Annotated in this window: 21 protein-coding genes; 4 read left to right on the top strand and 17 right to left on the bottom strand. The window is 44.6% G+C overall.

Features of this window, described 5'->3' with window-relative positions; all coding sequences use genetic code 11:
- Positions 1–121: 121 nt before the first annotated feature.
- From coaD to ACZ42E_RS03500, 14 genes are all read right to left on the bottom strand, one after another.
- The gene (gene coaD, locus ACZ42E_RS03565; RefSeq protein WP_464893086.1) at positions 122–601 is read right to left on the bottom strand and encodes a pantetheine-phosphate adenylyltransferase; all 480 of its coding nucleotides are present in this window, start codon (positions 599–601) and stop codon (positions 122–124) included.
- 102 nt (positions 602–703) lie between these two features.
- Positions 704–2,116, bottom strand: a complete 1,413-nt coding sequence (locus ACZ42E_RS03560; RefSeq protein ID WP_464893085.1) for an NADH-quinone oxidoreductase subunit N — start codon at positions 2,114–2,116, stop codon at positions 704–706.
- Positions 2,117–2,118: 2 nt separating this feature from the next.
- Positions 2,119–3,624 (bottom strand): complex I subunit 4 family protein, encoded by a 1,506-nt coding sequence (locus ACZ42E_RS03555; RefSeq protein WP_464893084.1) that lies wholly within the window; start codon positions 3,622–3,624, stop codon positions 2,119–2,121.
- 12 nt (positions 3,625–3,636) lie between these two features.
- Positions 3,637–5,523 (bottom strand): NADH-quinone oxidoreductase subunit L, encoded by a 1,887-nt coding sequence (gene nuoL / locus ACZ42E_RS03550; protein ID WP_464893083.1) that lies wholly within the window; start codon positions 5,521–5,523, stop codon positions 3,637–3,639.
- A 12-nt stretch (positions 5,524–5,535) separates the two neighbouring features.
- On the bottom strand, positions 5,536–5,847 hold the full coding sequence (gene nuoK / locus ACZ42E_RS03545) for an NADH-quinone oxidoreductase subunit NuoK (protein WP_464893082.1): 312 nt from the start codon (positions 5,845–5,847) through the stop codon (positions 5,536–5,538).
- Positions 5,844–6,347, bottom strand: a complete 504-nt coding sequence (locus ACZ42E_RS03540; RefSeq protein ID WP_464893081.1) for an NADH-quinone oxidoreductase subunit J family protein — start codon at positions 6,345–6,347, stop codon at positions 5,844–5,846. The genes nuoK and ACZ42E_RS03540 overlap by 4 nt, the downstream gene beginning before the upstream one ends.
- Before the next feature lie 2 nt (positions 6,348–6,349).
- On the bottom strand, positions 6,350–7,033 hold the full coding sequence (locus tag ACZ42E_RS03535) for a NuoI/complex I 23 kDa subunit family protein (protein ID WP_464893080.1): 684 nt from the start codon (positions 7,031–7,033) through the stop codon (positions 6,350–6,352).
- 17 nt (positions 7,034–7,050) lie between these two features.
- The gene (gene nuoH / locus ACZ42E_RS03530) at positions 7,051–8,085 is read right to left on the bottom strand and encodes an NADH-quinone oxidoreductase subunit NuoH (protein WP_464893079.1); all 1,035 of its coding nucleotides are present in this window, start codon (positions 8,083–8,085) and stop codon (positions 7,051–7,053) included.
- A gap of 33 nt (positions 8,086–8,118) precedes the next feature.
- Positions 8,119–9,219, bottom strand: a complete 1,101-nt coding sequence (locus ACZ42E_RS03525; protein WP_464893078.1) for an NADH-quinone oxidoreductase subunit D — start codon at positions 9,217–9,219, stop codon at positions 8,119–8,121.
- Between the two features lie 23 nt (positions 9,220–9,242).
- Complete coding sequence (locus ACZ42E_RS03520; protein ID WP_464893077.1) at positions 9,243–9,668, bottom strand: NADH-quinone oxidoreductase subunit C; 426 nt, start codon at positions 9,666–9,668, stop codon at positions 9,243–9,245.
- An 11-nt stretch (positions 9,669–9,679) separates the two neighbouring features.
- Positions 9,680–10,159 carry an NADH-quinone oxidoreductase subunit B gene (locus ACZ42E_RS03515; RefSeq protein ID WP_464893076.1) on the bottom strand — a complete coding sequence of 160 codons (480 nt, stop codon included), beginning with the start codon at positions 10,157–10,159 and terminating at the stop codon, positions 9,680–9,682.
- Positions 10,150–10,509 (bottom strand): NADH-quinone oxidoreductase subunit A, encoded by a 360-nt coding sequence (locus ACZ42E_RS03510; RefSeq protein ID WP_464893075.1) that lies wholly within the window; start codon positions 10,507–10,509, stop codon positions 10,150–10,152. The genes ACZ42E_RS03515 and ACZ42E_RS03510 overlap by 10 nt, the downstream gene beginning before the upstream one ends.
- Positions 10,510–10,856: 347 nt before the next feature.
- Positions 10,857–11,639, bottom strand: a complete 783-nt coding sequence (locus tag ACZ42E_RS03505) for a Na-translocating system protein MpsC family protein (RefSeq protein ID WP_464893074.1) — start codon at positions 11,637–11,639, stop codon at positions 10,857–10,859.
- The gene (locus tag ACZ42E_RS03500) at positions 11,620–13,524 is read right to left on the bottom strand and encodes an ABC transporter substrate-binding protein (RefSeq protein ID WP_464893073.1); all 1,905 of its coding nucleotides are present in this window, start codon (positions 13,522–13,524) and stop codon (positions 11,620–11,622) included. The genes ACZ42E_RS03505 and ACZ42E_RS03500 overlap by 20 nt, the downstream gene beginning before the upstream one ends.
- Positions 13,525–13,942: 418 nt before the next feature.
- Between ACZ42E_RS03500 and ACZ42E_RS03495 the strand changes: the two genes are divergently transcribed.
- From ACZ42E_RS03495 to ACZ42E_RS03480, 4 genes are read left to right on the top strand one after another with little or no spacing between them, the layout of a single operon-like run.
- On the top strand, positions 13,943–15,298 hold the full coding sequence (locus tag ACZ42E_RS03495) for a uracil-xanthine permease family protein (RefSeq protein ID WP_464893072.1): 1,356 nt from the start codon (positions 13,943–13,945) through the stop codon (positions 15,296–15,298).
- 27 nt (positions 15,299–15,325) lie between these two features.
- The gene (locus tag ACZ42E_RS03490; protein WP_464893071.1) at positions 15,326–16,132 is read left to right on the top strand and encodes an FAD binding domain-containing protein; all 807 of its coding nucleotides are present in this window, start codon (positions 15,326–15,328) and stop codon (positions 16,130–16,132) included.
- A gap of 4 nt (positions 16,133–16,136) precedes the next feature.
- Positions 16,137–16,613, top strand: coding sequence for a (2Fe-2S)-binding protein (locus ACZ42E_RS03485; protein ID WP_464893070.1), 477 nt, complete (start codon positions 16,137–16,139; stop codon positions 16,611–16,613).
- A complete protein-coding gene (locus ACZ42E_RS03480; RefSeq protein WP_464893069.1) occupies positions 16,585–18,891 on the top strand; it encodes a xanthine dehydrogenase family protein molybdopterin-binding subunit in 2,307 nt (768 codons plus the stop codon). The genes ACZ42E_RS03485 and ACZ42E_RS03480 overlap by 29 nt, the downstream gene beginning before the upstream one ends.
- A 24-nt stretch (positions 18,892–18,915) precedes the next feature.
- Here ACZ42E_RS03480 and ACZ42E_RS03475 read toward each other — a convergent pair whose 3' ends face one another.
- From ACZ42E_RS03475 to ACZ42E_RS03465, 3 genes are all read right to left on the bottom strand, one after another.
- Positions 18,916–20,058 carry an acyl-CoA dehydrogenase gene (locus ACZ42E_RS03475; protein ID WP_464893068.1) on the bottom strand — a complete coding sequence of 381 codons (1,143 nt, stop codon included), beginning with the start codon at positions 20,056–20,058 and terminating at the stop codon, positions 18,916–18,918.
- Positions 20,059–20,079: 21 nt separating this feature from the next.
- On the bottom strand, positions 20,080–21,261 hold the full coding sequence (locus tag ACZ42E_RS03470; protein ID WP_464893067.1) for an acetyl-CoA C-acetyltransferase: 1,182 nt from the start codon (positions 21,259–21,261) through the stop codon (positions 20,080–20,082).
- A gap of 213 nt (positions 21,262–21,474) precedes the next feature.
- Positions 21,475–23,604, bottom strand: a complete 2,130-nt coding sequence (locus ACZ42E_RS03465) for a heterodisulfide reductase-related iron-sulfur binding cluster (RefSeq protein ID WP_464893066.1) — start codon at positions 23,602–23,604, stop codon at positions 21,475–21,477.
- Positions 23,605–23,645 lie beyond the last annotated feature (41 nt).

Here is a 23,645-nt window from a genome sequence, read left to right as displayed (position 1 = left end):
AATATTTTAAAAATAAAAGCCGGCTTACTTCGTAAAGTTTTTGTTTACAGCTTAAAGCCGGCTTCTAAAGATATAAATTGTTTTTAATTTTATTCAGGCACGCAGCAACCTGGAAAAGCTATTAAAATTTTATTTTTTCCCTGAGCCTCTTTTCCACCGTCTCCGGAACCATACTGCTTACATCCCCGCCCAGGAGGGCTGCCTCTTTTACCCCGCTGGAGCTTATAAATATATATTCCGGCCTGGACATTACAAATATGGTATCCACATCAGGCAGCAGGTTTTTGTTCATGAAAGCCATGGTCGCTTCATATTCAAAATCGGAAACCGTCCTTAAACCTCTTATTATGGCACAGGCATTTTTTTGGCGCAGGTAATCCACCAAAAGGCCGGTAAAAGATTCCACTTCTATGTTGGGAAGGTGGCTGGTGCTTTCCTTTATCATCTCCACCCTTTCTTCCAGGGTAAACAGAGCCTTTTTGTGCACATTGTGAACTACCGCGATTATCACCTTGTCAAACAGACGGCTCGTTTTTTCCAGAATATCTATATGCCCTCTGGTTACTGGATCAAAGCTGCCCGGATATACTGCCAGTTTCAAAAAATTTACCCCCTTGTTTTCTTAAAATCTCCTCTTATTACTTCTACTCCTCCTTCTTTTTTCCTGCTTTTTGAACATTTGTCAGAATAGTAAGTTATCCTTTTAGCCTATAAATATATTTACCGCACTGCGGGTAAGCAATGTAAGGGGGTAAGGATAAATGCCTAAAAATACAGTTAAAAGTACACATATCCAGAGAGCCAGCTTGGCAGCAGGTTCTATGGACAAAGAGGATTCCTTTTCGCTCCTGCCGATATACATAACCTTTACCACCGTCAGATAGTAGTAAACCGATATCATGCTCATCAAAAGGCCGATAAAGGCAAGTCCAACATAGCCGGCTTCTACCGCGCCGGAAAACAGGTAGAACTTCCCAACAAAGCCGGCCAACGGGGGAATGCCAGCCAGTGACAGCAGACAAACCGTCATAACTGCAGCCAGAAATGGGGATCTCTTGCCCAGCTGCCCAAAAGCCTCTATCTCATTGCTTCCGGTGTCATTTTCCACCTGGGTAGCCACGGCAAAAGCCCCCAGATTGGCAAAAACATAGACCATGCTGTAAAAAAGTATCCCTTTTAGCCCATATTCATTGGCAGCCACCAACCCTACCGCCATATAGCCAGCCTGCGCAATGCTGGAATAGGCCAGAAGCCTTTTTATATTGCTCTGCACTATAGCTATCAGGTTCCCTATTATCATGGTAAGCGCCGCAAGCACCGCCAGCACAAACTGCCAGTCGAAAAACCCGATGTTAAAGCTCATCATAAATACCCTTACCATAGCTGCCAGTCCGGCCGCTTTGGAAGCTACCGCCAGGAAAGAGGTTATGTTAATTGGAGCTCCTTCATATATATCCGGTGTCCACATGTGAAAAGGAATAAGGGCAATTTTAAAGCCAAACCCGGCCAGAATAAGGATAATCCCGCTTATTAAAGCCGGTTCCAGGCTCAAGCGGCTTACTATTTCGCTTAATACCGTAGTACCACTCAAGGCATAAACCAGGCTGATGCCAAAAAGGAGTATACCGGAAGAAAGGGCTCCCAGAATCAGATATTTTATCCCTGCCTCCTGGGAAGTTTCCCTATTCAGGACATAGGCTACCAGGATGTAAAAACTTATAGTCATGAGTTCCAGGGCAATATATAATGTCAAAAGGTCACCAGCTCCTGCCATCACCATCATGCCCAGGATGGTAAAGAGGAGAAATCCGTAAAACTCAGATATGCGGCCGGCAAAATTTCTTATATAGTTTGTTGAGCTTAGAATAACCAGAAGCGCGGCAGTTAAAAACAGCATCTTAAAAAACCCGGCATAAGCATCAATTATATATATGCCATTAAAGAGGACATCTTCTTTTTCCCACATTCCTGTTACCAGAAATAAGGTAAAAATAAGGCCGGCAATGCTCAATGCCTGTACCGCTTTTTCCCCTTTGCGGGGAAGGAGCAGAGCCAGAATAATGACTGATACCCCCAGGGAAGCTATAGTTATTTCCGGCAAAAGCAGCTTTATCATGCCTAAATTCCCCCTATCGTAAGCAGTTTAGCCTGAGCCAGGAGTTCAAAGGTGCCCTGGTTTATTATGTCCATAAGGCCAAAAGGCAGAATTCCTCCCAGGATAATAGCCGCTCCCAGCACCACCAGGGGAACCATTTCTACCCCTTTAAGATCAGCAAGATGGTCCCACTTTTCCTGCCGGGGGCCAAATAACATGGTCCCCAGGGTTCTTAATATATAAAGGGCCGTAAATATAACCCCGGAAACAGCCAGGATGGTGATAACCTGGTAATGTTTGAAAGCCCCGACAAAGATGGTAAATTCGCCAATAAAGTTCACCATGCCCGGAAGCCCCAGGGAAGCAAGCCCCGCTATCATAAAACCGGTAGCCATCCGCGGCATCTGGTGGGCCAGGCCTCCAAAATCATCAATATTGCGGGTATGGCTTTTTTCATAAAGGTTGCCGATCAAGGCAAAGAAGAGGGCAGCCATAACCCCATGCCCGAACATCATCATAACCGCGCCATTGATGCTGATAAGGTTTAAAGCGGCAATCCCTATGAGGACATATCCCATATGGCTTACACTGGAATATCCGACAATGTATTTCAAATCTTTCTGGCTTATGCAGATATAGGCAGCATAAAGTACATTGCCGATAGCCAGAACAGCTATTACCGGCGCAACCGCCTGAGCCCCAGCCGGCAAAAGGTAGAGCCCTATCCTTATCAAGCCGTAGCCTCCTATTTTTTTCAAAACCCCGGCATGAATCATGCTTACTGCTGTAGGAGCCCCCGCATAGCCATCAGGCGACCAGGAATAAAACGGGAACATGGAAAGCAGGGTCCCAAAACCGACTGCCATAAGGGCAAAAACAAATATCTGGAAAGTCACATCATAATCCAAAGCAGCCAGGTACATCAGGTCGGTTGACGGCTTTCCGGTCAGCAAATAAGACTTCACATAAAGGGATATAATTCCTAAAAGGAGAAATGCACTTCCTATTAAAAGGTATATGGTAAGCTTCATGCCCGCATATTCCTTGGTAACCCGCTTGCTGCTCCCCCACATTATGACCAGGATATAAATGGGAATTACTACCACCTCATAGAAGAGGAAGAATATAAAAAGGTCCGTAGTTATAAAAGTTCCCATAACTCCGGTTATAAGAAGCAAAAGCAGGGAGAAAAATTCTTTGGCCTGTTCGTTTATTCTCCAGGAGGCAAAAACCGCACTAAAGCCGATAAGGGTAGTAAGAAGGAGCATGGTTATGCTTATGCCGTCTACCCCCAGGGCATAGCTTACGCCAAGGTCAGGTGTCCAGTTTATCCTTTCTACAAACTGCATGCCTCCAGCCTGCCGGTCATAGGTTATAAAAACTATCAGCGATAAAACCAGGCTTACAAAAGTAGCTGCCGCTGCTGTATATTTTATCCCTTTTATTTTTTCCCGGGGCAGTGCCATAATCAAAACCGCACCCAGGACCGGAGAAAGCAGTGTCAATGTGAGAACCGGTATACTGCCCATTTTTCTCCCCCTTTACTGCATTATTCCTAATCCGGCCAGCAAAACAGCAGCCGAAATGATTATTACGCCAGCCAGCATGTAATAGGCATAAGTCTGTACCTGTCCATTTTCGGTATAACGCAAAACTTTGCCCAGAGCCCCGGTTATCTCGGCTGAAAGGTCCACCAGCCGGTTAATAACATGAATATCTATCCAGAACATAATTTCTGCCGTTTTATCGACAAAAACGCGGATAAGCCAAAGGTAGAGCTCATCTATATAAAATTTGTTATATACCAGGGAGTAAATTCCATTCAGCCTTTCTTTAACCCTCGCGGTATCAACCAGCTTTCTTCCATAAACCAGGTAAGCGGCAGCTATCCCCAGAACCCCTATTAATGCGGAGGTGGCTGCCACCACCATTTCAGGCTCATGATGAGTTTCCCCGGCATAATGTACAAAATGGCCAAAGATATTGCCAGTAACAGGGGCTCCGATAAAGCCTGCCCCTATAGACATAACCGCCAGCAAAAGCAGAGGGACAGTCATTACTGCCGGCGATTCTTTCACTTCTGCGTGATGCCCGTCTGAATGGCTTTCACCGAAAAAGGCTGTAAATATGAGGCGGAACATGTAAAAAGCAGTCAGGAAGGCTACCAAAAGGCCCAGTACATAAAACCCGGTATAACCTCCAGCATAGGCACTCAGGAGGATTTCATCCTTGCTCCAGAATCCAGCCAGAGGCGGAATTCCAGCCAGAGCAAGAGCGCCGATTACGAAAGTCCAGGTAGTAACCGGCATCTTTTGGGAAAGCCCCCCCATATGCCTTATGTCCTGTTCATGGTGCAGGGCATATATCACACTGCCTGCCCCCAGAAACAGGAGGGCCTTAAAGAAAGCATGGGTAGTCAGGTGGAACATTCCGGCTGTCATAGCCCCTAACCCCATAGCCATAACCATATAGCCAAGCTGGCTCAAGGTAGAATAAGCCAGTATCCGCTTTATGTCATACTGGGTAACCGCTATAACCGCCGCAAAAAGGGCAGTAAAGCCGCCGATAAAAGCTATAACCTGCATAGCTTCCGGAGTAGCGCTGAAAATAAAGAAAGCTCTTGCTATGAGATATACCCCGGCAGCTACCATGGTAGCGGCATGGATAAGGGCACTAACCGGGGTAGGCCCTTCCATCGCATCCGGAAGCCATACATGAAGCGGAAACTGAGCTGATTTGCCTACCGGCCCAGCCAAAAGAAGCAGGGTTACAGTTATCAAAAGGGCTGTATTCGTATAATCTGCCACCAGGGGAGCCAGTTCCCCGAAATTTAAGGTGCCAAAAATTATCTGCACAAACAAAATGCCAAGAAGGAAACCAAAATCCCCCACCCGGTTGGTGATAAACGCTTTTTTGGCTGCATCCCGGGCAGAATTTTTGCCAAACCAGAAGCCGATTAAAAGATAGGAAGCAAGCCCTACCAGCTCCCAGAACACAAACATCTGCCCAAAATTATTGGCCACCACCAATCCCAGCATGGCAGCAGCGAAAAGGGACTGGTAGGCATAGTAGCTTGCAAAACCCGGATCATCTTCCATATATCCCAGGGAATAGACCTGTACCAGAAAAGCTACAAATGTCACTATAAACAGCATGACTGCGGTAAGGCCATCAACTAAAAGCCCCATTTCCACCGTAAGTCCCGGCATTTTAAGCCAGGGAAAGGCTACTTCATAATTAAGAGGCTCTCCTGCTTTAAACATCCCGGCCAGTATAATTACAGCCATCACCAATCCTAAAGCAATGCTTATTATAGATACTCCTGCAGAAAGCCTGGGAAAGCGGTGCAGAAAAAGCCCAATCAGGGCAAAGGCAGCTAATGGTATAAGCGGAATAAGCCATATATGCTGCAGAGTCCAGTCAAACATTAATCTCCCCCCTTACCACTTCAGGATATTGTAGTCATCAAGATTAACACTTTTTCTCTGCCTTACGATAGAGATTATTAAAGCCAGTCCTACCGCTACCTCGGCAGCTGCCACCACAATTACAAAAATGGCAAAAAGCTGTCCGGTTATTCCATCTCCCGCGATAAAGCGGTTGGCAGCCACAAAATTTATGTTTACTGCATTTAATATAAGCTCAATTGACATAAGGACCGCAACGGCATTTCTTTTGGCTAAAACACCATAAACCCCTATGCTGAAGAGAATCGTGCTCAAAATGAGATAATGGTTAAGCCCTATACTCATCTTTTATCCTCCCCCCGGGCCAGAATAATGGCCCCTATCACTGCTGCCAGCAGAAGGATGGCAGCTATTTCAAAAGCTATTACATAATCACCCATAAGCATAAAGGCAATCTTTCCGATGCTGTCTTTAAACTCCGCCTTTCCTGCCAGGTTCCAGGAAGTGCTGTAGATAGAAACCATAAGCAAAAAAGCAAATAAACCCGAAAAAACCGCAGCCAAGAATTTTCCTCTGGGCAAAGAAGGGTTGCTTTCGCTTACATCCCGGCTCAAAAGGAGCATTACGGCAAAAATTATGAGGACTGATATTGCTCCCGCATAGGCCAGAATCTGAATAAGCCCTATAAAATCTGCCCCCAGGTAAAAATAAACGCCGGCAACTCCAACAAATGTCAAAACCAGGCACAGGGCACTGTGCACGATATTGGGCAGAGCTACTACTCCCAGAGCAGCCATTATTACGCATGCTGCCAGAACATAAAACACTAAATCAGCTATCTGCACCTTTATCCCTCCTGTTCCTTCCTGCCTTTAGCCAAAAAGGCTTTAGCTACTTTGGCTGCTTTTTCTTTATCAGTTACCATAAGCTCTGCCAGCTTTTTAATCTTGTTTTCATCATCACCCAGGATTTTAGCAAGCTGTAAAGCCTCTTCCTCGCTTTCAGCTACCCGGGCCAGGGTTTTGGCTGGATTTTTCTTTATAGCCGTCACCATAGCCTGCACCTGTTTTAAAAGCTTATCTTTATCTTCTGCAGCGGCAGTCGTTTTTTCTTCATCTTCCCCTTCGGAAGCTACGAGCTCAAGTCCAGTAAGGTCAGGTTTATAAACGGTTTTTATATCTTCCCTCCTGAAGGCTGCCCACTCAAAATCATGGCTGAAGTAGAGCCCCCTGGTAGGACACGCTTCTACGCAAAGGTTGCAGAACATGCAGTATTGATGGTCTATGATATAGCTGGTAATAACTTTCTTTTTGCTGTCTTTTATTCTGGCTTCCGTAAAGCTTAAAACCCCATTGGGACAGCTCTTTACACACATACCGCATACAATGCATTTTTCCGGATTTAACATGAGCCGTCCCCGGAAGCGCGGATACAGATTAGGCCTTTCTTCTGGATACTGTTCGGTTATGTCCCATTCAAAAAGGTGTTTCAAGGTTATGGCCAAACCTTTTAATATTCCACTTCCCCACATCTTAATCACCACCTATCCTATTTGAGAAAATGCAGTACACATCCGGTAACTACCAGATTAACCAGGGTGACAGGTATCAAGACTTTCCAGCTGAAAGCCATAAGGTGGTCCATGCGTATGCGCGGCAAAGTCCATTTAAGCCAGAAGAAGACCAGCATTATTATATAGGCTTTTATCGGCAGCCAAAGCCAGGAAGGAAGCCAGGGCCCCTGCCAGCCGCCAAAGAACATAATAGCTGCCAGAGCCGAAACCGCAAACAGGTTGGTGTATTCAGCCAGGAAAAAGAGCGCCCAGCGCATGCCGCTGTACTCTGTATATGCTCCTGCGGTCAGCTCCTGCTCTGCTTCCGGCATATCAAAAGGTCCCCGGTTAAGTTCAGCGGTAGCGGCAATAAAATAGGTTATAAAAGCAACCGGCTGCAGGAAAACAAACCATATATTGTCCTGAGCCTTTATTATATCCGACATATTAAGAGAACCGGCAATCATGACTACTGCCAGAAGTGAAAAGGCAAGCGGGATTTCATAGCTTATCATCTGGGCTACCGAACGCATAGCCCCCAAGAGAGACCATTTATTATTGGAGCCCCAGCCTGCCATTAAAAGGGCTATCGTCCCCAGGGAACCTACGGAGATAAAGTATAAAACCCCCAGATTCAGGTCTACAATCGCCATACCGTCCCCAAACGGCAGGACTACATAAAGCATAAGGGATATAATAATGAAAACGATGGGAGCTGTGCGGAAAATAACCTTATCCGTTTCGGAAGGTATTATATCTTCTTTGGTCAAAAGCTTTATCGCATCCGCGATGGTCTGAAATATCCCCCAGGGTCCCAGCCGGTTAGGCCCCAAACGCTGCTGGATAAAACCTGAAATCTTTCTCTCCAGCCAGATGAGAATAATGATGTTGACTGTTACAATACCTGCTATGCAGGCAAATTTTATTACAAGAAGTATGATTTCTGCCCATAAAGTGGGCATGCCCATGTTCTTCAGTCCGTTTACGATAGCTCCAGCCAGGTCAACAAAAAAGGTTTCCGCTCCTCTCATATACCAACTCTCCTTACCAGTTTATATGCCAGACTACCGGTCGGCTTCTCCCAAAACAGGATCCAGAGTAGCAATATTGGCAATAAGGTCCTGCAGTTTTCCTCCCCGGGATATGAGAGACAAAACCCCCAGGTTTATAAAAGAAGGTGCCCTTACATGCAAACGGTAGGGCTTTTCACTCCCATCACTTACAATATAAAACCCTAATTCCCCTTTGGAAGATTCAATGCGGTGATAGACTTCCCTTCCCTCTTCCGGTTTTATAACCCTTGGCACCTTTGCCCTTATCTCCCCTTCCGGCATATCTTTTAAAGCCTGCCTTATAATCTTGGCACTTTCCTCAATTTCCCGTATCCTTACCAGAAACCTGTCCCAGTTATCCCCTTTTTGCCCTACCGGTATGTCAAAATCAAAGCGGTCGTAGATGCCGTAAGGGTCAGCTTTGCGTATATCATAAGCTACCCCGCTGGCTCTAAGGTTAGGGCCGCTTACCCCATAAGCGATAGCATCTTCAGCTGACAGAACACCGGTATTCTTAAGACGCGCCTGTAAAATCTCATTGCCGGTTAGAAGACTGTTGTATTCATCAAGCATAGAAGGCAGGTCATCCAAAAAACTCCTTACTGCTGGATAAAATTCTTCCGGCAAATCTTCATGAAATCCCCCTATGCGCATATAACTGGCTATCAGCCTTTGCCCGCTGGTCATTTCAAACATATCCATTATTCTTTCCCGATCCCGGAAACAATAGATAAGCCCGGTAGTGGCACCTATATCGATAGCCAAACTGCCTATAAAAAGAAGGTGAGAAGCGATACGTGAAAGTTCTGCCATTATAACCCTTATATATTCCGCCCTTTCCGGCACCTTAATATCTAAAAGTTTTTCCACCGCCTGACAGTACCCCATAGTCGGCAGATGGGTAGCCAGGTAATCTAAACGGGAATTATATGGAATAAACTGGGTATAAGTGCGCGACTCGGCTATTTTTTCAACTGAACGGTGAACATAGCCCAAATGTACTTTTAAGTCCACTATGTGTTCCCCATCCAGAACCGTTTCGGCATGCAGACCGCCATGGGTACTGGGGTGCTGGGGCCCTACATTTATGGTTATAAAATCTGTTTCCAGCATAACAAACCTCCTTATCTTGATCTTCAAGCAGGTTTATAGTCCTTGCGCAGGGGATGTCCGACAAAATCAGAAGGTAGCAGTATGCGCTCCAGGTTAGGATGCCCTTTAAATATAATCCCCATCAAGTCATAAACTTCCCGTTCCTGAAAATCGGCCGCCGGCCACAAGCTTACCGCCGAATCTATTTCCGGCTTATCCCGGTTTACATCTATTTTCACGCAGACTTTTTCATTTTCTGGAATTTTATAAATATGATATACAACAGTAAATTTGTCTTTATAGTCAACAGCTGTCAAATTGGCAAGATAATTAAACCCGTATTCTTCTTTTAAGGCCTTGAGAAGCGGGAACAAATCATGGCTCTCTTTAACCCGCAGTGTAAAAAACCCGCCCTCTTCTATCTCAACCCCGGAGAAACGGCCTGTAAGCCTTTTTAAATCTGCTGTCATCAGCTTCCCTCCTATCTCTTGCCCAAAACTTTCGCCTTAAGTTCTAGAAGCCCATTAAACAAAGCTTCCGGACGCGGAGGACATCCCGGCACATATACATCTACAGGGAGAAAAGTGTCACAGCCGGGCAAAACGCTGTACCCGTCCTTAAAAGGCCCTCCACTTATGGCACAGTTGCCCATGGCCAAAACCCACTTGGGTTCCGGCATCTGCATATAAACCCTCTGTACTACCGGCTTCATCTTCACCGTAACCGGCCCTGCTACAATAAGAAGGTCTGCCTGCCTGGGAGATGCCCTGAAAACTTCATAGCCGTAGCGGGCAATATCAAAACGGGCCGCCCCGGATGCCATCATTTCTATCGGACAGCAGTTGCAGCCGTAGGAAAGCGGCCAGAAGGAATGCGCCCTTCCCCAGTTCCATATCTTTTCCAGAGTAGTGACGATGATGTTGTTTTTTTCCAGCATTTTTACATCATTTTCTAGTACCATTCCAAAGCCCCCTCCTTCCAGGCATAGAACAACCCAACCAGAAGTATTATCAGGAATATTATCATTTCAATAAAAGCAAACAGTCCTAAATGGTTAAATTTAACTGCCCAGGGAAACAGGAATATGGTTTCTACCTCAAAGGCCAGAAAAACCAGGGCATAGAGAAAATAGTTAACCTTAAACCTGACCCAGGTTTTCCCCTTGGTATCAACTCCGCACTCATAAGGCATCATTTTTTCTTTATTAAAATAGGATTTGGGACGCACCAGAGCCGCTAAAGCTAGGGCAGCCAGAGGAAAACCGATAGAAAGGAGAAAGAACAGCCCAATAGTTGCATAATCTGTTAACATATTATTCCTCCTTTTCATATGATTCAGGATAAAATAGCGTACTTTACTTGATAATAATTAAAATTAATGATACTATATTAGTTTTTTTAATGCCATATTTTTATTGTTAACATAAGTTAAAATAATATTAAAAAAAGATTAACAATTGCTTAAACAAACAAGCCAGCCCCTGTTTTACTGTACAGGAGCTGGCTTATTAAAGCTAAATTACCTTATCTTTAATAATTTCCAGCTTTTTTAATTTGTAACCTTTTAATGATGAGCTAACCAGCACCACTGCTTTTAGCATCATCGTCATGATTTTAAATTTATTTAAACATAAACCTGCCGATTTTACAATACATAATTTAGGATAAATCAAAAGTTATACAATCCCGGTTATCGTTTATATTAATTTGAATATCCCTTATTTTCACTTCTACCGATAGAATATCCCCTAAAATTTTTTCCAGTTCACTTCCTTTTTCCACATACAAAAGGCGGCGCAGGTACTCAAGCAGATGCCCATTCTTACTGTTAGTTAAGATACTCTGCTCCAGCAGGGTAAGCACCTCTATCGCTTTGATTTCCAGCCTGCCTCCGCCCAAAAAAACCTGTATATCACGCGGTCCTTTCCCGGTCGCTGATTTCAAAAAATGCGCTACCGCTGCCTTTATTCTCTTTTCCAGCTCCAGCCTTTTTTCTCTCTCCAGGCTCCATCCTTTAATCTCTGCCTGTTTCTTAAACCTTTTTTTAAAGATTTCCCTGGCTACATTTTCCATAACTTCCAGCAAGCTGTTAGGATCTATCGGTTTTATTATATATTTTACGATTCCCACATCAACTGCCTGCAAAATAGTTGGACTGTCTGATAGGGCAGATGCTATTATAAAAGCGCAGTCCAATCCAGCTTCCCTGATTTTCCGGCACATAGTAATTCCGTCCATAAGGGGCATCCGCACATCTACCAGAGCTATATCAGGTTCATGAAGCCTGGCCAGCTTTAGCCCTTCTTCTCCATTACCAGCTGTTATCAGCCTTCCTACCCTTTTTTTGAGAAAAAAACCCAATTCTTCCCGGGTAAACTCTTCATCTTCAACATAAAGCACCTTACACTGGCTTAAAAGCAGGCTATCCTTGCCATTTTCCATCTGCATCCCCTCCAAAAACTGGTACTGCCAGCTGCATGCATAAGCCTTCTCCAGTATTATGCCAGCTTATTTTTCCTCCCATCTTTTGTTCAATCACCGTTTTAGTTATATAAAGCCCCAAACCGGTTCCGCGCTCTTTATGTTTGGTAGTAAAATAAATTTGAAAAATTTTGTCCCCTATACTCTCATCTATACCTCCTCCATTATCTTCGATTTCCAGAACCGCCATCCCGCTCTCTTCATAAATCCGCAAAACTATCTTTTTGTCAGGGCGCAAACTTTTTTTCAAAACTTCAAAAGAATTGTTTATCACATTAAATACCGCCTGGGCATACTGATTGGCATAACCATAAGCACACACCATTTCCAGTCTGGCAAATTCCACCTTGATATTGTTGAACTTGATATTTTCCTCCATCAGATCAAGTACCGAAGTTACTGCTTCATAAATATAAAATACTTCCTTCTCACTGCAGGGATTCAAAAAATCTCTAAAATCCTCAATGGTATGCGATAAATTGCTTATGAGCCTTCTTGCCTTCTCCAGGGAAGATGTCATGATATACGGGGTAAGCTCTTCTCTTTTATAGGCATCTTCCAGATTGGTAAGCACCAGGCCCAGGTTATTAAGCGGCTGTCTCCACTGGTGGGCAATATTAGCCATCATTTCCCCCATCGCTGCCAGCCTGGCCTGATGGATTATAAGCGCCTCTTTCTGCTTGTTTTCTTCCAGCTGTTTCTCAAATGCAGCTTTCAGTTCTGCCATTGTACGGCGGGCTGTAAGATAGACAGTCAAAGCAAACAGGGATAATACCACCAAAACCAGGGTAAATACATTTATAAGTTTCTGCCTCTGCCTCTCCCGGCTTTCTTTTATATTTTCATAATCGAATATAAAATCATTTATATCTATATCCTCCCGCATAAGCCCCAAACTGCGCAGAGTAGTATACATCTGCTCCCAGCGGTAGGGATTTATATTGCCTACCTGCACTACTGGATAAAGGGTAAAATCCTTAACCCTTTCCGCTTGAAACAGGTTAAACTCCAGTATTTCCTGCTTATTTTCCGCCTGGGAATAATATCTGTCTACTATATACCTGCTTGTTTCCTCCGGATGATTTAGCGCATATTCCCAGCCCTTCAAACTGGCACGGCGAAATTTTTCTACCAGTTCCGGATTGGTCAAAGCCAGGCTTTTGCGGGTGAAAATAGTGTCACCATAAAAATCTATTCCGTAATCAACTGGCCTTATACGTTTAAGCTTTATCCCCTTTTTTTCTGCATAGTAGCTGATAGTTCCCAGATAGCCGGGAACTACATCATACTTTCCCGAAACCAAATCTTCTATCTGAAAATTGCCTATATGCTGGCAAAAAGGGAATACTGACGGATCAATCCCTTCTCTTATTAGCAGAGCCTGCAGTTCAATATCCAGCAAATCATGCTTTCTTCTGGCAATTTTAAGACCTGCCAGATCAGCTGGCGAACTATAAGGGGTATCCTGCAGCATAAAGAATTCTGTAGGGCTGCGCTGAAAAATGGAAGCTACGACCATAAAATCCGTTTTTTCATCTTCTGCTATCAGAATATCAATAGCCCCTATACCAAAATCAGCCCTCTTTTCGGCGACTTCCTGGGGAGCATTTAAAACCTCACCTTCCGGAGTAAAAGCAGATCTTATCTCTACATCCAATCCTTCATCAGCATAGTAGCCTAAAGCCTGGGCCATATAATAGCCAGCAAACTGGAACTGGTGCTGCCATCTGAGCTGGAGAACCACCTTCTGGTAATCTTCCGCCCTCACTCCGGACGGCAGCATAAATAAAAATAAAATTATTGAATTTATAAAAAATGTAAGCCTGGATTTTGATCTGTTTTTCATCCTCTATCCTCAACAACATCAGCTGCCTGATTTATTTTAAATTGTGTATCAGTTTCGACATTATTGTCAATAAATTTTAGAATTTTCAACAAAATAAAATTCCCTCTTGCAAGTTTTCGAAAGCCATGGTTTAATAAAGATAACTAAATGTAATAGTTTACGGGAAAGCGAAAATCCTTCGGGATTAGTCGGTTTCTCGTTAAAAGTAACATCCCAGTCAATTTAAAACCACTGACAAATGTTAAAGAGGACTTAATGAGGTTCGGCTTTAACCAGGTCAGTTTTAGGGAAGCAAGCTTCCCTGAAACTGGCCTGGTTTTTTTTGGGCCAAAAACACAAAAAGGAGGGATGAAAAAGTTAAAATACTTTAAAACTTCCAGCACAAACCAAAATCTAAAATTTAAAAGGAGGTTTTTCTATGGCCGATGCAAAAACCTTAACTGATCAGGAACTTATTTATAAGCTGGACGGTAAACCTTCCCTGGGAGTGGCTATCCCGCTTGGAATGCAGCATGTTCTGGCCATGTTCATTGGCAATATTGCTCCTATAATAATAATCACCAATCTCCTGGGCATACCCCAGGAACAAAAAGTCATAATGCTGCAGTGTGCCATGATCTTCGCTGGCCTGGTTACCCTGGTGCAGATTTATCCTATTGGTCCGGTTGGTGCACGTCTTCCCATCGTTGTAGGTACCAGCTTTGCTTTTGTCCCTTCTGCCATCGCCGTAGGCAAAGCATACGGCATAGCTGCAATATTGTGCGCCTCTTTTGTCGGGAGTTTTGCTGCTCTCCTGCTCGGAATATTTATAAAAAATCTGCGTCGTTTCTTCCCCCCTCTGGTTACAGGTACAGTTCTTATCGCCATCGGACTTTCCCTTATGCCAGTAGGAGTTAACTATTTCGCCGGTGGAGTAGGAAAGCCTGACTATGGCTCCCCGGAAAACCTGCTTTTGGGATTCATCGTTCTCCTTACAGTAATCCTCCTGCAGCGTTTTGCCAAAGGCATCTTAAATGTCGCTGCCATACTTATCGCCCTGGTTATTGGCTATCTCATAGCTATCCCCTTGGGAAAAGTCGATTTTAATGTGGTAGCCCAGGCTGCCTGGATAAGCTTCCCCCGCCCGCTTATGTTCGGATTTGATTTCCATCTCGATGCAGTCATAAAATTTGCCATCGTTTACTTAATCGTAGCTCTGGAAATTATCGGCAACCTTTCTGCCATAACCTTTGTAGCTGAAAACCGGGAAGCCAAAGAAAGAGAAATGGGTGGAGCTATAATTGCTGATGCTCTGGGCAGTGCCCTGGCTGCGCTCTTTAACAGCATGCCGCTCAACTCATATGGGCAAAATGCAGGTATAATCGCCCTTACCCGGGTAGTAAACCGCTTCTCTGTTGCTACCGGTGCTATATTCCTCATTTTAGCCGGCATCATTCCCAAGGTAGGAGCAGTAGCTGCTGCTATGCCTCCCAGTGTATTAGGGGGAGCAGTAATAATTGTGTTTGCCATGATAATGATAACCGGCATGAAAATGATAGCCAGCTCCGGCTTTACTCCCCGCAATACCACCATTCTTGCCATTGCCTTTGGAGTAGGTTTAAGCTTCAGCTTTGTGCCTGCTGCTGTTGAACACATGCCTGGCTTCCTTAAAGCTTTCCTGGAAGACGGCGTGGTAGCAGCCGGAATCCTGGCCCTTATCCTGAATGCGATTTTCCCTGAAGAGAAAAAAGAAACAGCGGCAAACAGCCAAACAGCTGCTGAACTGGCTCACTAAACATTCCAGTCAAAGGGAGGGGTTTTTTTGCTGAACATCAAAGAATATGTAGCACCAGCTTCCCTTAAAGAAGCATATCAATATTTGACTTCCCAAAAAGGTGCTACCCTTTTAGGCGGATGTGCCTATCTCAACCTGGGTACCCGCAATATTCCTCTGGCTATTGACCTTACAAAAGCTGACCTTTCTTTTATAAGAGAAGATGAAGAAAATATTGAAATCGGCGCCATGACAACTTTCGGGGATATTGAGCATTCAGAAATTTTAAAACGCTATTTTGACAACATTTTAGCCCTTTCTGTACGTGATATAGTAGGTATCCAGCTTCGCAACCTGGTAACCGTAGGCGGAACCGTCTTCTCCCGCTACGGTTTCTCAGATTTCATCACTGCCCTGCATGCTCTGGACACCCAGGTTAAGCTCTATAAACAGGGCACATTTGATCTCGAATACTTCCTGGAAAACGGCTCCAAAGAACCAGATATCCTGGAAAAAATCATTATAAAAAAAGATAAGCGCAGGGCAGCATTCAAAGCCATGCGCAATTCCCGGGGCGATTATGCCATTTTAAACCTGGCAGCTTCCAGAATAGAAGATAAATTCAGGATAGTGGTAGGAGCAAGGCCAGGTCGTGCCGCTCTAGCCCTGCAAACCATGGAATATTTAAATCAGGAATACGCACAAAAGCAGGAGTTAACTTCTTCTTGCTTGAAGGAAGCTGGAGAAATCCTGGCTGCTGAGCTAAGTTTCGGCAGCAATGGCCGAGGCAGTGCTGAATACCGCAAAGAGCTGGCCAAAGTGCTTTTAAGAAAAGCTATAAAGGAGGTGCTCTAAAGATATGGTAGTTAATCTCAAAATAAACGGCAGTCATTATACACTGGATGTGCCTCCTGATGAATTTTTGCTTACCACCTTGAGAAACCTGGGTTTTTTGAGCGTAAGACAGGGTTGTGACACCAGCACCTGCAGTGTATGTACAGTTCATGTAGACGGAAAAGCAGTGTTATCCTGTACCGTTCTTACCTGCCGCCTGGACGGGCATGAAGTAACCACCCTGGAGGGTGTGCAGGAAGAAGCTGAAACCATAGGCAAATTTTTGGTAGAAGAAGGGGTAGAACAATGCGGCTACTGCAGCCCTGGTTTGATAATGAGCATTCTCTATCTCGAAAAATGTGTCACCAATCCTACTGATGAACAGATTCTTCATTACCTTAACGGCAATCTGTGCCGCTGTTCAGGTTATGAAGGGCAGCTCAGAGCTATCAAAAAATACCTGGAGGTGAAATATGGTGCGGGTAGTAAACAAGTCATTTAACAAAATTGACGGCATGAGCCTGGTTAAAGGCAAACCGCTGTATACTGATGACCTTTGTCCATCCAACGCCCTGGTAGTAAAAGTCCTGCGGAGCCCGCACGCCTTTGCCCGGATAAAAGAAATCGACACATCCGAAGCAGAAAAGCTGCCCGGCGTAGAATGTGTATTTACCTATAAAAATGTTCACCGCAAGCCTTTTACCCGGGCTGGACAATGTCACCCCGAGTTATCGCCTTATGATAAATTCCTGCTGGATGAATATGTGCGCCATGTAGGGGATGATGTGGCTATTGTAGCTGCTGTTGATGAAAAAACAGCCCTTAATGCTTTAAAACTCATAAAAGTGGAATACGAAGTTCTAAAGCCGGTGCTTGATTTTGAAACAGCCGAAGAAAACCCCGTTCGTGTTCATCCGGAAGATGATATCTTTGCCAATCTGCCGGTAGGTTTTGATCCCAAACACAATGTGGCCTGCCGTGTCAATTTGGCTCTAGGTGAGGTAGATAAAGTCCTCGAAGAATGTGAAGTTGTTATCACCCGCACCTATAAAACCCAGGCCCAGGCACAGGCTATGATGGAAACCCAGAGGGCATTTTCCTATCTCGACCCTTATGGCCGCCTGGTAGTAGTAGCCTCTACCCAGATTCCCTTTCATGCCCGGCGCATCCTGGCTAATGCCCTGGATATACCAGCCAGCAAAATCCGGGTAATAAAACCGAGAATCGGGGGAGGGTTTGGAGCCAAACAAACCGTTAATGCTGAGTTTTATCCTGCCCTGGTTACTTTAAAAACAGGCAAACCAGCCAAAATAGTATATACCCGCAGTGAAGTATTTAATGCCACTACCAGCCGTCATGCCATGAAATTTACGGTAACTATAGGTGCTATGCGGGATGGAAAAATAAGGGCCATAGATGTAAAAGCCGTTTCCAATACCGGGGCTTACGGAGAGCATGCAGAAACTACGCTGGGCGCATCAGGCAAAAAAGTTCTCCCTCTTTATAATAAGGTAGAAGCTGTACGTTTTAATGGAACAGCTGTTTACACCAATACTGTACCGGGAGGAGCCCTTAGAGGCTTTGGAGTAACTCAGGGAACGTTTGCTATAGAATCAGCTGTAAATGAACTGGCAGCTGAACTTGGTATGGATCCTTCTGTCATCAGGGATATAAACATGATAAAAAAAGGGGAAACAACTCCTCTTATTAACATGACTACCAAAGGAGCAGGTCCGGAACCCATGTACATGGACAGCTGTATGCTGGACTACTGTGTAAAACGGGGAAAAGAACTTATAAAATGGGATGAAAAGTACCCCAGATACCAGGTAAGCGAAACCAAAGTCAGAGGCCTGGGCATGGCTATCGCTCAACAAGGTTCCGGTCTTCCCAATATAGATATGGCTGCTGCCACCATAAAGCTCAATGACGATGGTTTCTTTAATCTGCTGGTGGGAGCAACTGATTTAGGTACCGGTGCTGAAACTATCCTGGCCCAAATAGCAGCTGAAACCCTGGGAGTAGACATGGACCAGATTGTTGTTTATTCTTCAGATACTGATGCTACACCCTTTGATACAGGAGCTTATGCTTCCAGTACTACTTATACCACCGGGAACGCAGTAATCGAAGCAGCCACTAAAATGAAAGAAGAAATAATAAAAACAGGTGCTCTCTATTTTAATACCAGCCCGGAAAAAATAGTTTTTGACGGCAAATACATCATCTGCCTGGATAATGATGAAAAAATAAGCCTGGCCGATTTTTCCAAAAAAATAACCTATAATATACTTCATACTCAGCTTTCCACTACCGGTTCTTTTGTTCCCAAAAAACAAGCGCCCCCTTATATGGCTGGATTTGCTGAGGTGGAAGTAGATTTAGAAACCGGAAAAGTTGAGGTAATAGAATTTGTTGGCATCGTGGACTGTGGAACTCCTATCAATCCCAAACTGGCCAGGATTCAGGCAGAAGGCGGAATTGTAACCGGCATAGGCCTGGCCCTTTATGAAGAAGTAAGATATGCCCCTAACGGCAAACTGGTAACAGACAATTTTATGGATTATAAAATTCCTACCCGCAGAGATATAGGTAAAATAACTGTAGAGTTTGCTCCCAGCTATGAAGACACCGGCCCTTATGGTGCCAAATCAATTGGCGAAGTTGTAGTAAACACGGTAGCCCCCGCCATAATGGATGCCATATATAATGCCTGCGGAGTACGTATAAGAGACCTTCCTGCAACCCCAGAGAAAATCTGGCGTGCTTTAAACTGCTAAAAGGCGGCATCTGCCGCCTTTTAGCTATTTTAGAATATGGTTGGCTATTACTATCCTCTGGATTTCGTTTGTCCCTTCATAAATCTGGGTTATTTTCGCATCTCTCATCATACGCTCTACCGGATATTCCCTGGTATAGCCATAACCTCCCAAAATCTGCACTGCTTCGGTAGTAACCCACATGGCTGTATCACCCGCAAAAACTTTGGCCATAGCACTTTGTTTGCCATAAGGATAACCATGGCTTTCCAGCCAGGCCGCCTGATAGGTCAAAAGCCTGGCCGCTTCTATCCTGGTAGCCATATCAGCCAGCTTAAACTGAATAGCCTGCTGTTCCGCAATAGGTTTGCCAAACTGAATCCTTTCTTTAGCATAATTTAAGGCAAATTCATAAGCTCCCTGGGCTATGCCTACCGCTTGGGCTGCTATGCCATTGCGCCCGCCATCCAGTATCATCATGGCTATCTTAAAGCCGTCTCCTTCCTGTCCCAAAAGGTTTTCTTTCGGTATGCGGCAGTTTTCAAATATCAGTTCATAGGTGGCGGAAGAGCGAATGCCCAGTTTCTTTTCCTTCTTGCCAAAACTAAAACCAGGGGTTCCTTTTTCTACAATAAACGCGCTTATGCTCTTATGCTTCAGTTCTTTAGGCCCGGTACGGGCTATAACCACGTAAATGTCAGCATAATAGGCATTGGTTATGAATACCTTGGTCCCATTTAGCACATATTCATCACCATCTAAAACAGCAGTAGTCCTGGTAGCTCCTGCATCACTCCCCGCTCCTGGCTCGGTAATAGCAAAAGCCCCTAATTTTTTGCCTTCTGCCAAAGGTACCAGATATTTCATCTTCTGCTCTTCGGTCCCGAATTTCCATATCGGCCAGGAACATAAGGAAACATGAGCGGATAAGGTTACCCCAGTTGATGCGCAAACCCGGGAAAGCTCTTCTACGGCAATAACATACGCTAAAAAGTCAGCACCTACCCCGCCATATTTTTCTTCCCAGGGAAGGCCGCACATGCCCAGTTCCCCCATCTTGTAAAACAGTTCCATATCAAACCTTTCTTCCTCATCCCGCTCCGCAGCGGTAGGCGCTACTTCTTTTTCGGCAAAATCGCGAAAGGTTTTTCTAAACATCTCATGTTCTTCACTAAGTTTAAAATTCACCTGTACCCCTCCCCAAAAATGTTACTTTTCAACTATCATGGCTACTCCTTGTCCTCCTCCTATACAGAGGGTGGCAAGCCCTCTCCTGGCATCGCGCCTCTGCATTTCATAAAGCAGGGTAACCAGAATCCTGGCACCGGAAGCACCAATAGGATGCCCTAAAGCAATAGCTCCCCCGTTTACATTTACTTTTTCCATACATTTGTCAAAACCTAATTCCCTGGCTACCGCAATGGATTGGGCAGCAAAAGCCTCATTTGCCTCAATCAGGTCTATGTCATCCAGGGTAAGCCCTGCTTTTTCTAAAGCTTTGCGGGTCGCTGGAACCGGCCCTATGCCCATAATTTTGGAATCAACCCCTCCGGAAGCATAGCTTACGATCTTGGCCATCGGTTTTATCCCTAATTCTTCGGCTTTTTCCGCACTCATGACTATTACAGCCGCTGCTCCGTCATTTATGCCGGAAGCGTTGCCAGCTGTGACGGTACCATCCTTTTTGAAAGCTGGCTTAAGCTCAGCCATTTTTTCACGGGTAGTCAGCCTTGGATGTTCATCGGTATCAAAAACTATATCGCCTTTTTTGTCTTTAATTACTACCGGTACAATCTCATCTTTGAACCTTCCTTCTTCTATGGCTTTCTTGGCCAGTTCCTGGCTCCGATACCCAAAATCATCCTGTTCTTCCCTGCTTATTCCCCACTGTTCCACGATGTTTTCGGCGGTTATTCCCATATGATAGTCATTAAAAGCGTCCCAGAGGCCATCTTTAATCATCATATCCACCAGCACACCGCTGTTCATGCGGTAGCCAAAACGGGCCTTTTCCAGAAGATAGGGAGCTGCTGACATGTTCTCAGTTCCACCCGCCAGAATAATATCCGCATCCCCTGCTTTTATAATCTGGGCTGCCAGGCTTACGGATCTGAGGCCTGAACCGCATACCTTGTTTATGGTAAAAGAAGTTACTGTCTCAGGTATGCCTGCTTTTATTGCTGCCTGTCTTGCTACATTCTGCCCCTGCCCTCCCTGCAGGACACAGCCAAAAATAACCTCATCCAGCTGTTCCCCTTTTAATCCTGCCCGGTTTAATGCTTCTCTCATCACTAAAGCCCCTAATTCAACTGCGCTTACATCTTTAAGCCTGCCCCCAAATGTTCCTATCGGTGTACGACAAGCCCCTACCAGCACTACCTCCTTATTCACGAATTTCCCTCCCAATAAATTAATGTAAATGAAAAATAAAACAGAAAATAATAAAAATTCCCTATATTTTTATATTCTATATATAACCACAATATCCTTTTTATGCCTAAAAAAATATAATAACCTGGCAACATGCAACATGCCTGCATAAAAAAAGGTTCAAGGCTATTTTTAATAGCCTTGAACCTTTTAAACATCTAATTTTCCAGGTATTTATTGTTCAATAGATTTCCACAGAACTTCTGCCACATCAAATACTTTAACTTTTTCTTCCATGTTGACACCTTTTACTCCGTCAGAAATCATGGTAAGACAGAACGGACAGTTGGTAACTATCATTTCCGGATCCGGACCTAACAGCTGCTCAGTTCTGGTATCATTTATACGTTTGTAGCCTTCTACCGCATGCTCTTCAAGCCACATGCGTCCGCCGCCAGCCCCACAGCAGAATCCCTTGTTCTTAGCCTGCGGTATTTCAACAATATTGCAGCCAGCAGCCTTAAGTACCTGTCTGGGTTCATCATAAACATCATTATGTCTGCCCAGGAAGCAGGAATCATGATAAGTAGTCTTAACGGCCTGAGCTTTTCCGGGTTTAAGTTTGCCTTCGGCTACCAGTTTGGCAAGTATTTCGGTATAATGATATACTTCATAGGTTCCGCCCAGCTGCGGATATTCTTTCTTAATGGTATTGTATCCATGCGGACACACAACAATTATTTTCTTTACCCCATAATTGTTGAAGTTTTCAATGTTCTGCCTGGCCAAAGTCTGGAACAGATATTCATTACCCAGACGGCGTGCAGAATCACCACAGCACATTTCTTCGGTACCCAGATAAGCAAAGCTTACACCAGCTTTGTTAAGCAGTCTTACCAGAGCTTCTCCAACTTTCTTATATCTATCATCAAAGGAAACTGCACAGCCGGCATAGAGCAGATATTCAAATTCGCCGCCATCTTCGGAAAGAACATTAACCATTTCGCGAATGCCTCTTTCCTTAAGCCATTCAGCACGGTTAGCCCAACCAACACCCCACGGATTGTAGTTGCGTTCCATGTTGGTAAAGGCCATCTGGGCTTCTGACGGCATATCTCCCTGCCACATAACCAGGTTGCGGCGCATTTCAATGATCTTGGGAATATGCTCAATAAACATCGGACAGTGTTCCATACAAGCGCGGCAGTTGGTGCAGTCCCAGATTACATCAGTAGTAACTACATCATAAATAAGGCTCTTTTCCATAGGATGTACAGCTTCTGCCTCTTCAGTCATGGCAACCATTTCGGCATCAGCTTCCTGCCCCTTCTGCTGCATAAGGTAAGGAGCTTTTTCGTCCAGGTGCTGTTTCATATTCTGGATAAGGGTAATCTTGGGATTAAGATGTTTGCCGGTATTATAAGCCGGGCAATTTTCCTGGCATCTTCCACAGCGGATACAGGCATCCAGATCCAGAAGGTCTTTCCAGCCAAATTCTTCTATCTTTTCTACCCCGAAAGTTTCGGCTTCTTCAATATTTTCTACCATGCGGATTTCCGAAGGTTCCAGATTGCGGAATATATAATTTAACATACCTGTCATAATATGCCACAGTTTTGTGTAAGGGATAAGAGCAATAAACAAGAACGCAATAGCCATGTGGAACCACCAGAGAATCCGGTGCCATACCAGGATAGCATCACGGCTCATGCCCTGGAACAGGAAAGCAAAATACCATCCCACCGGAGATGCATATTTTTCATACAAAATTTCTGACATTTCCGGTGACCATTTAATCTGGGCCATTATGCGCAATCCTTCAATGAAATAACCGGTGAGGAGGATAGCAAAGACAAGCAAAATAATCCAGCCGTCGGAAGCTTTGGTGTCGTTTAGACGATCAGGCTTCTGGATATAGCGGATAGCAGCAAGTACAACTATTCCTATAAGTCCAAGAAAACCAACTATGTCAACTACTGCTGAAAACCCTATATAGGAAGCCCCTTCAATATGCGGGAAACCAAGCCAGTGGTGAGAAGCGTCTACACCTGCTGCCAGGAACAATACCAAAAATCCCCAGAACAGGAACGCATGCATGGTTCCTGGAGTAGGCTTTTTGAAAAGCCTGAGCTGCAGGAAAGTATAAACAAACCAGGACCATATCCTCTGGCCTATCCTGTCATTGCGGTGAATTTCTCCCTTGGCCAGCATCCAGACCTGTACACGCTGATAAAAACCATACAAAAATACCCCAAGCGGTATAAACATCAGTATATAAATAAGCCATTCGAAGGGAACATTAGCTCCTACCACTCTCATAGGAACTTCATAGCCGCCTTCTAAAGGAACGTAGCCAAATATCATTCTTCATTCCCTCCCTTAAATAAAAAAATAAGATATTACTG

The organism is Thermosyntropha tengcongensis (assembly GCF_055381335.1).
Note: the sequence above shows the minus strand (reverse complement) of the source record. Positions and strands in the feature narration are given on the sequence as shown.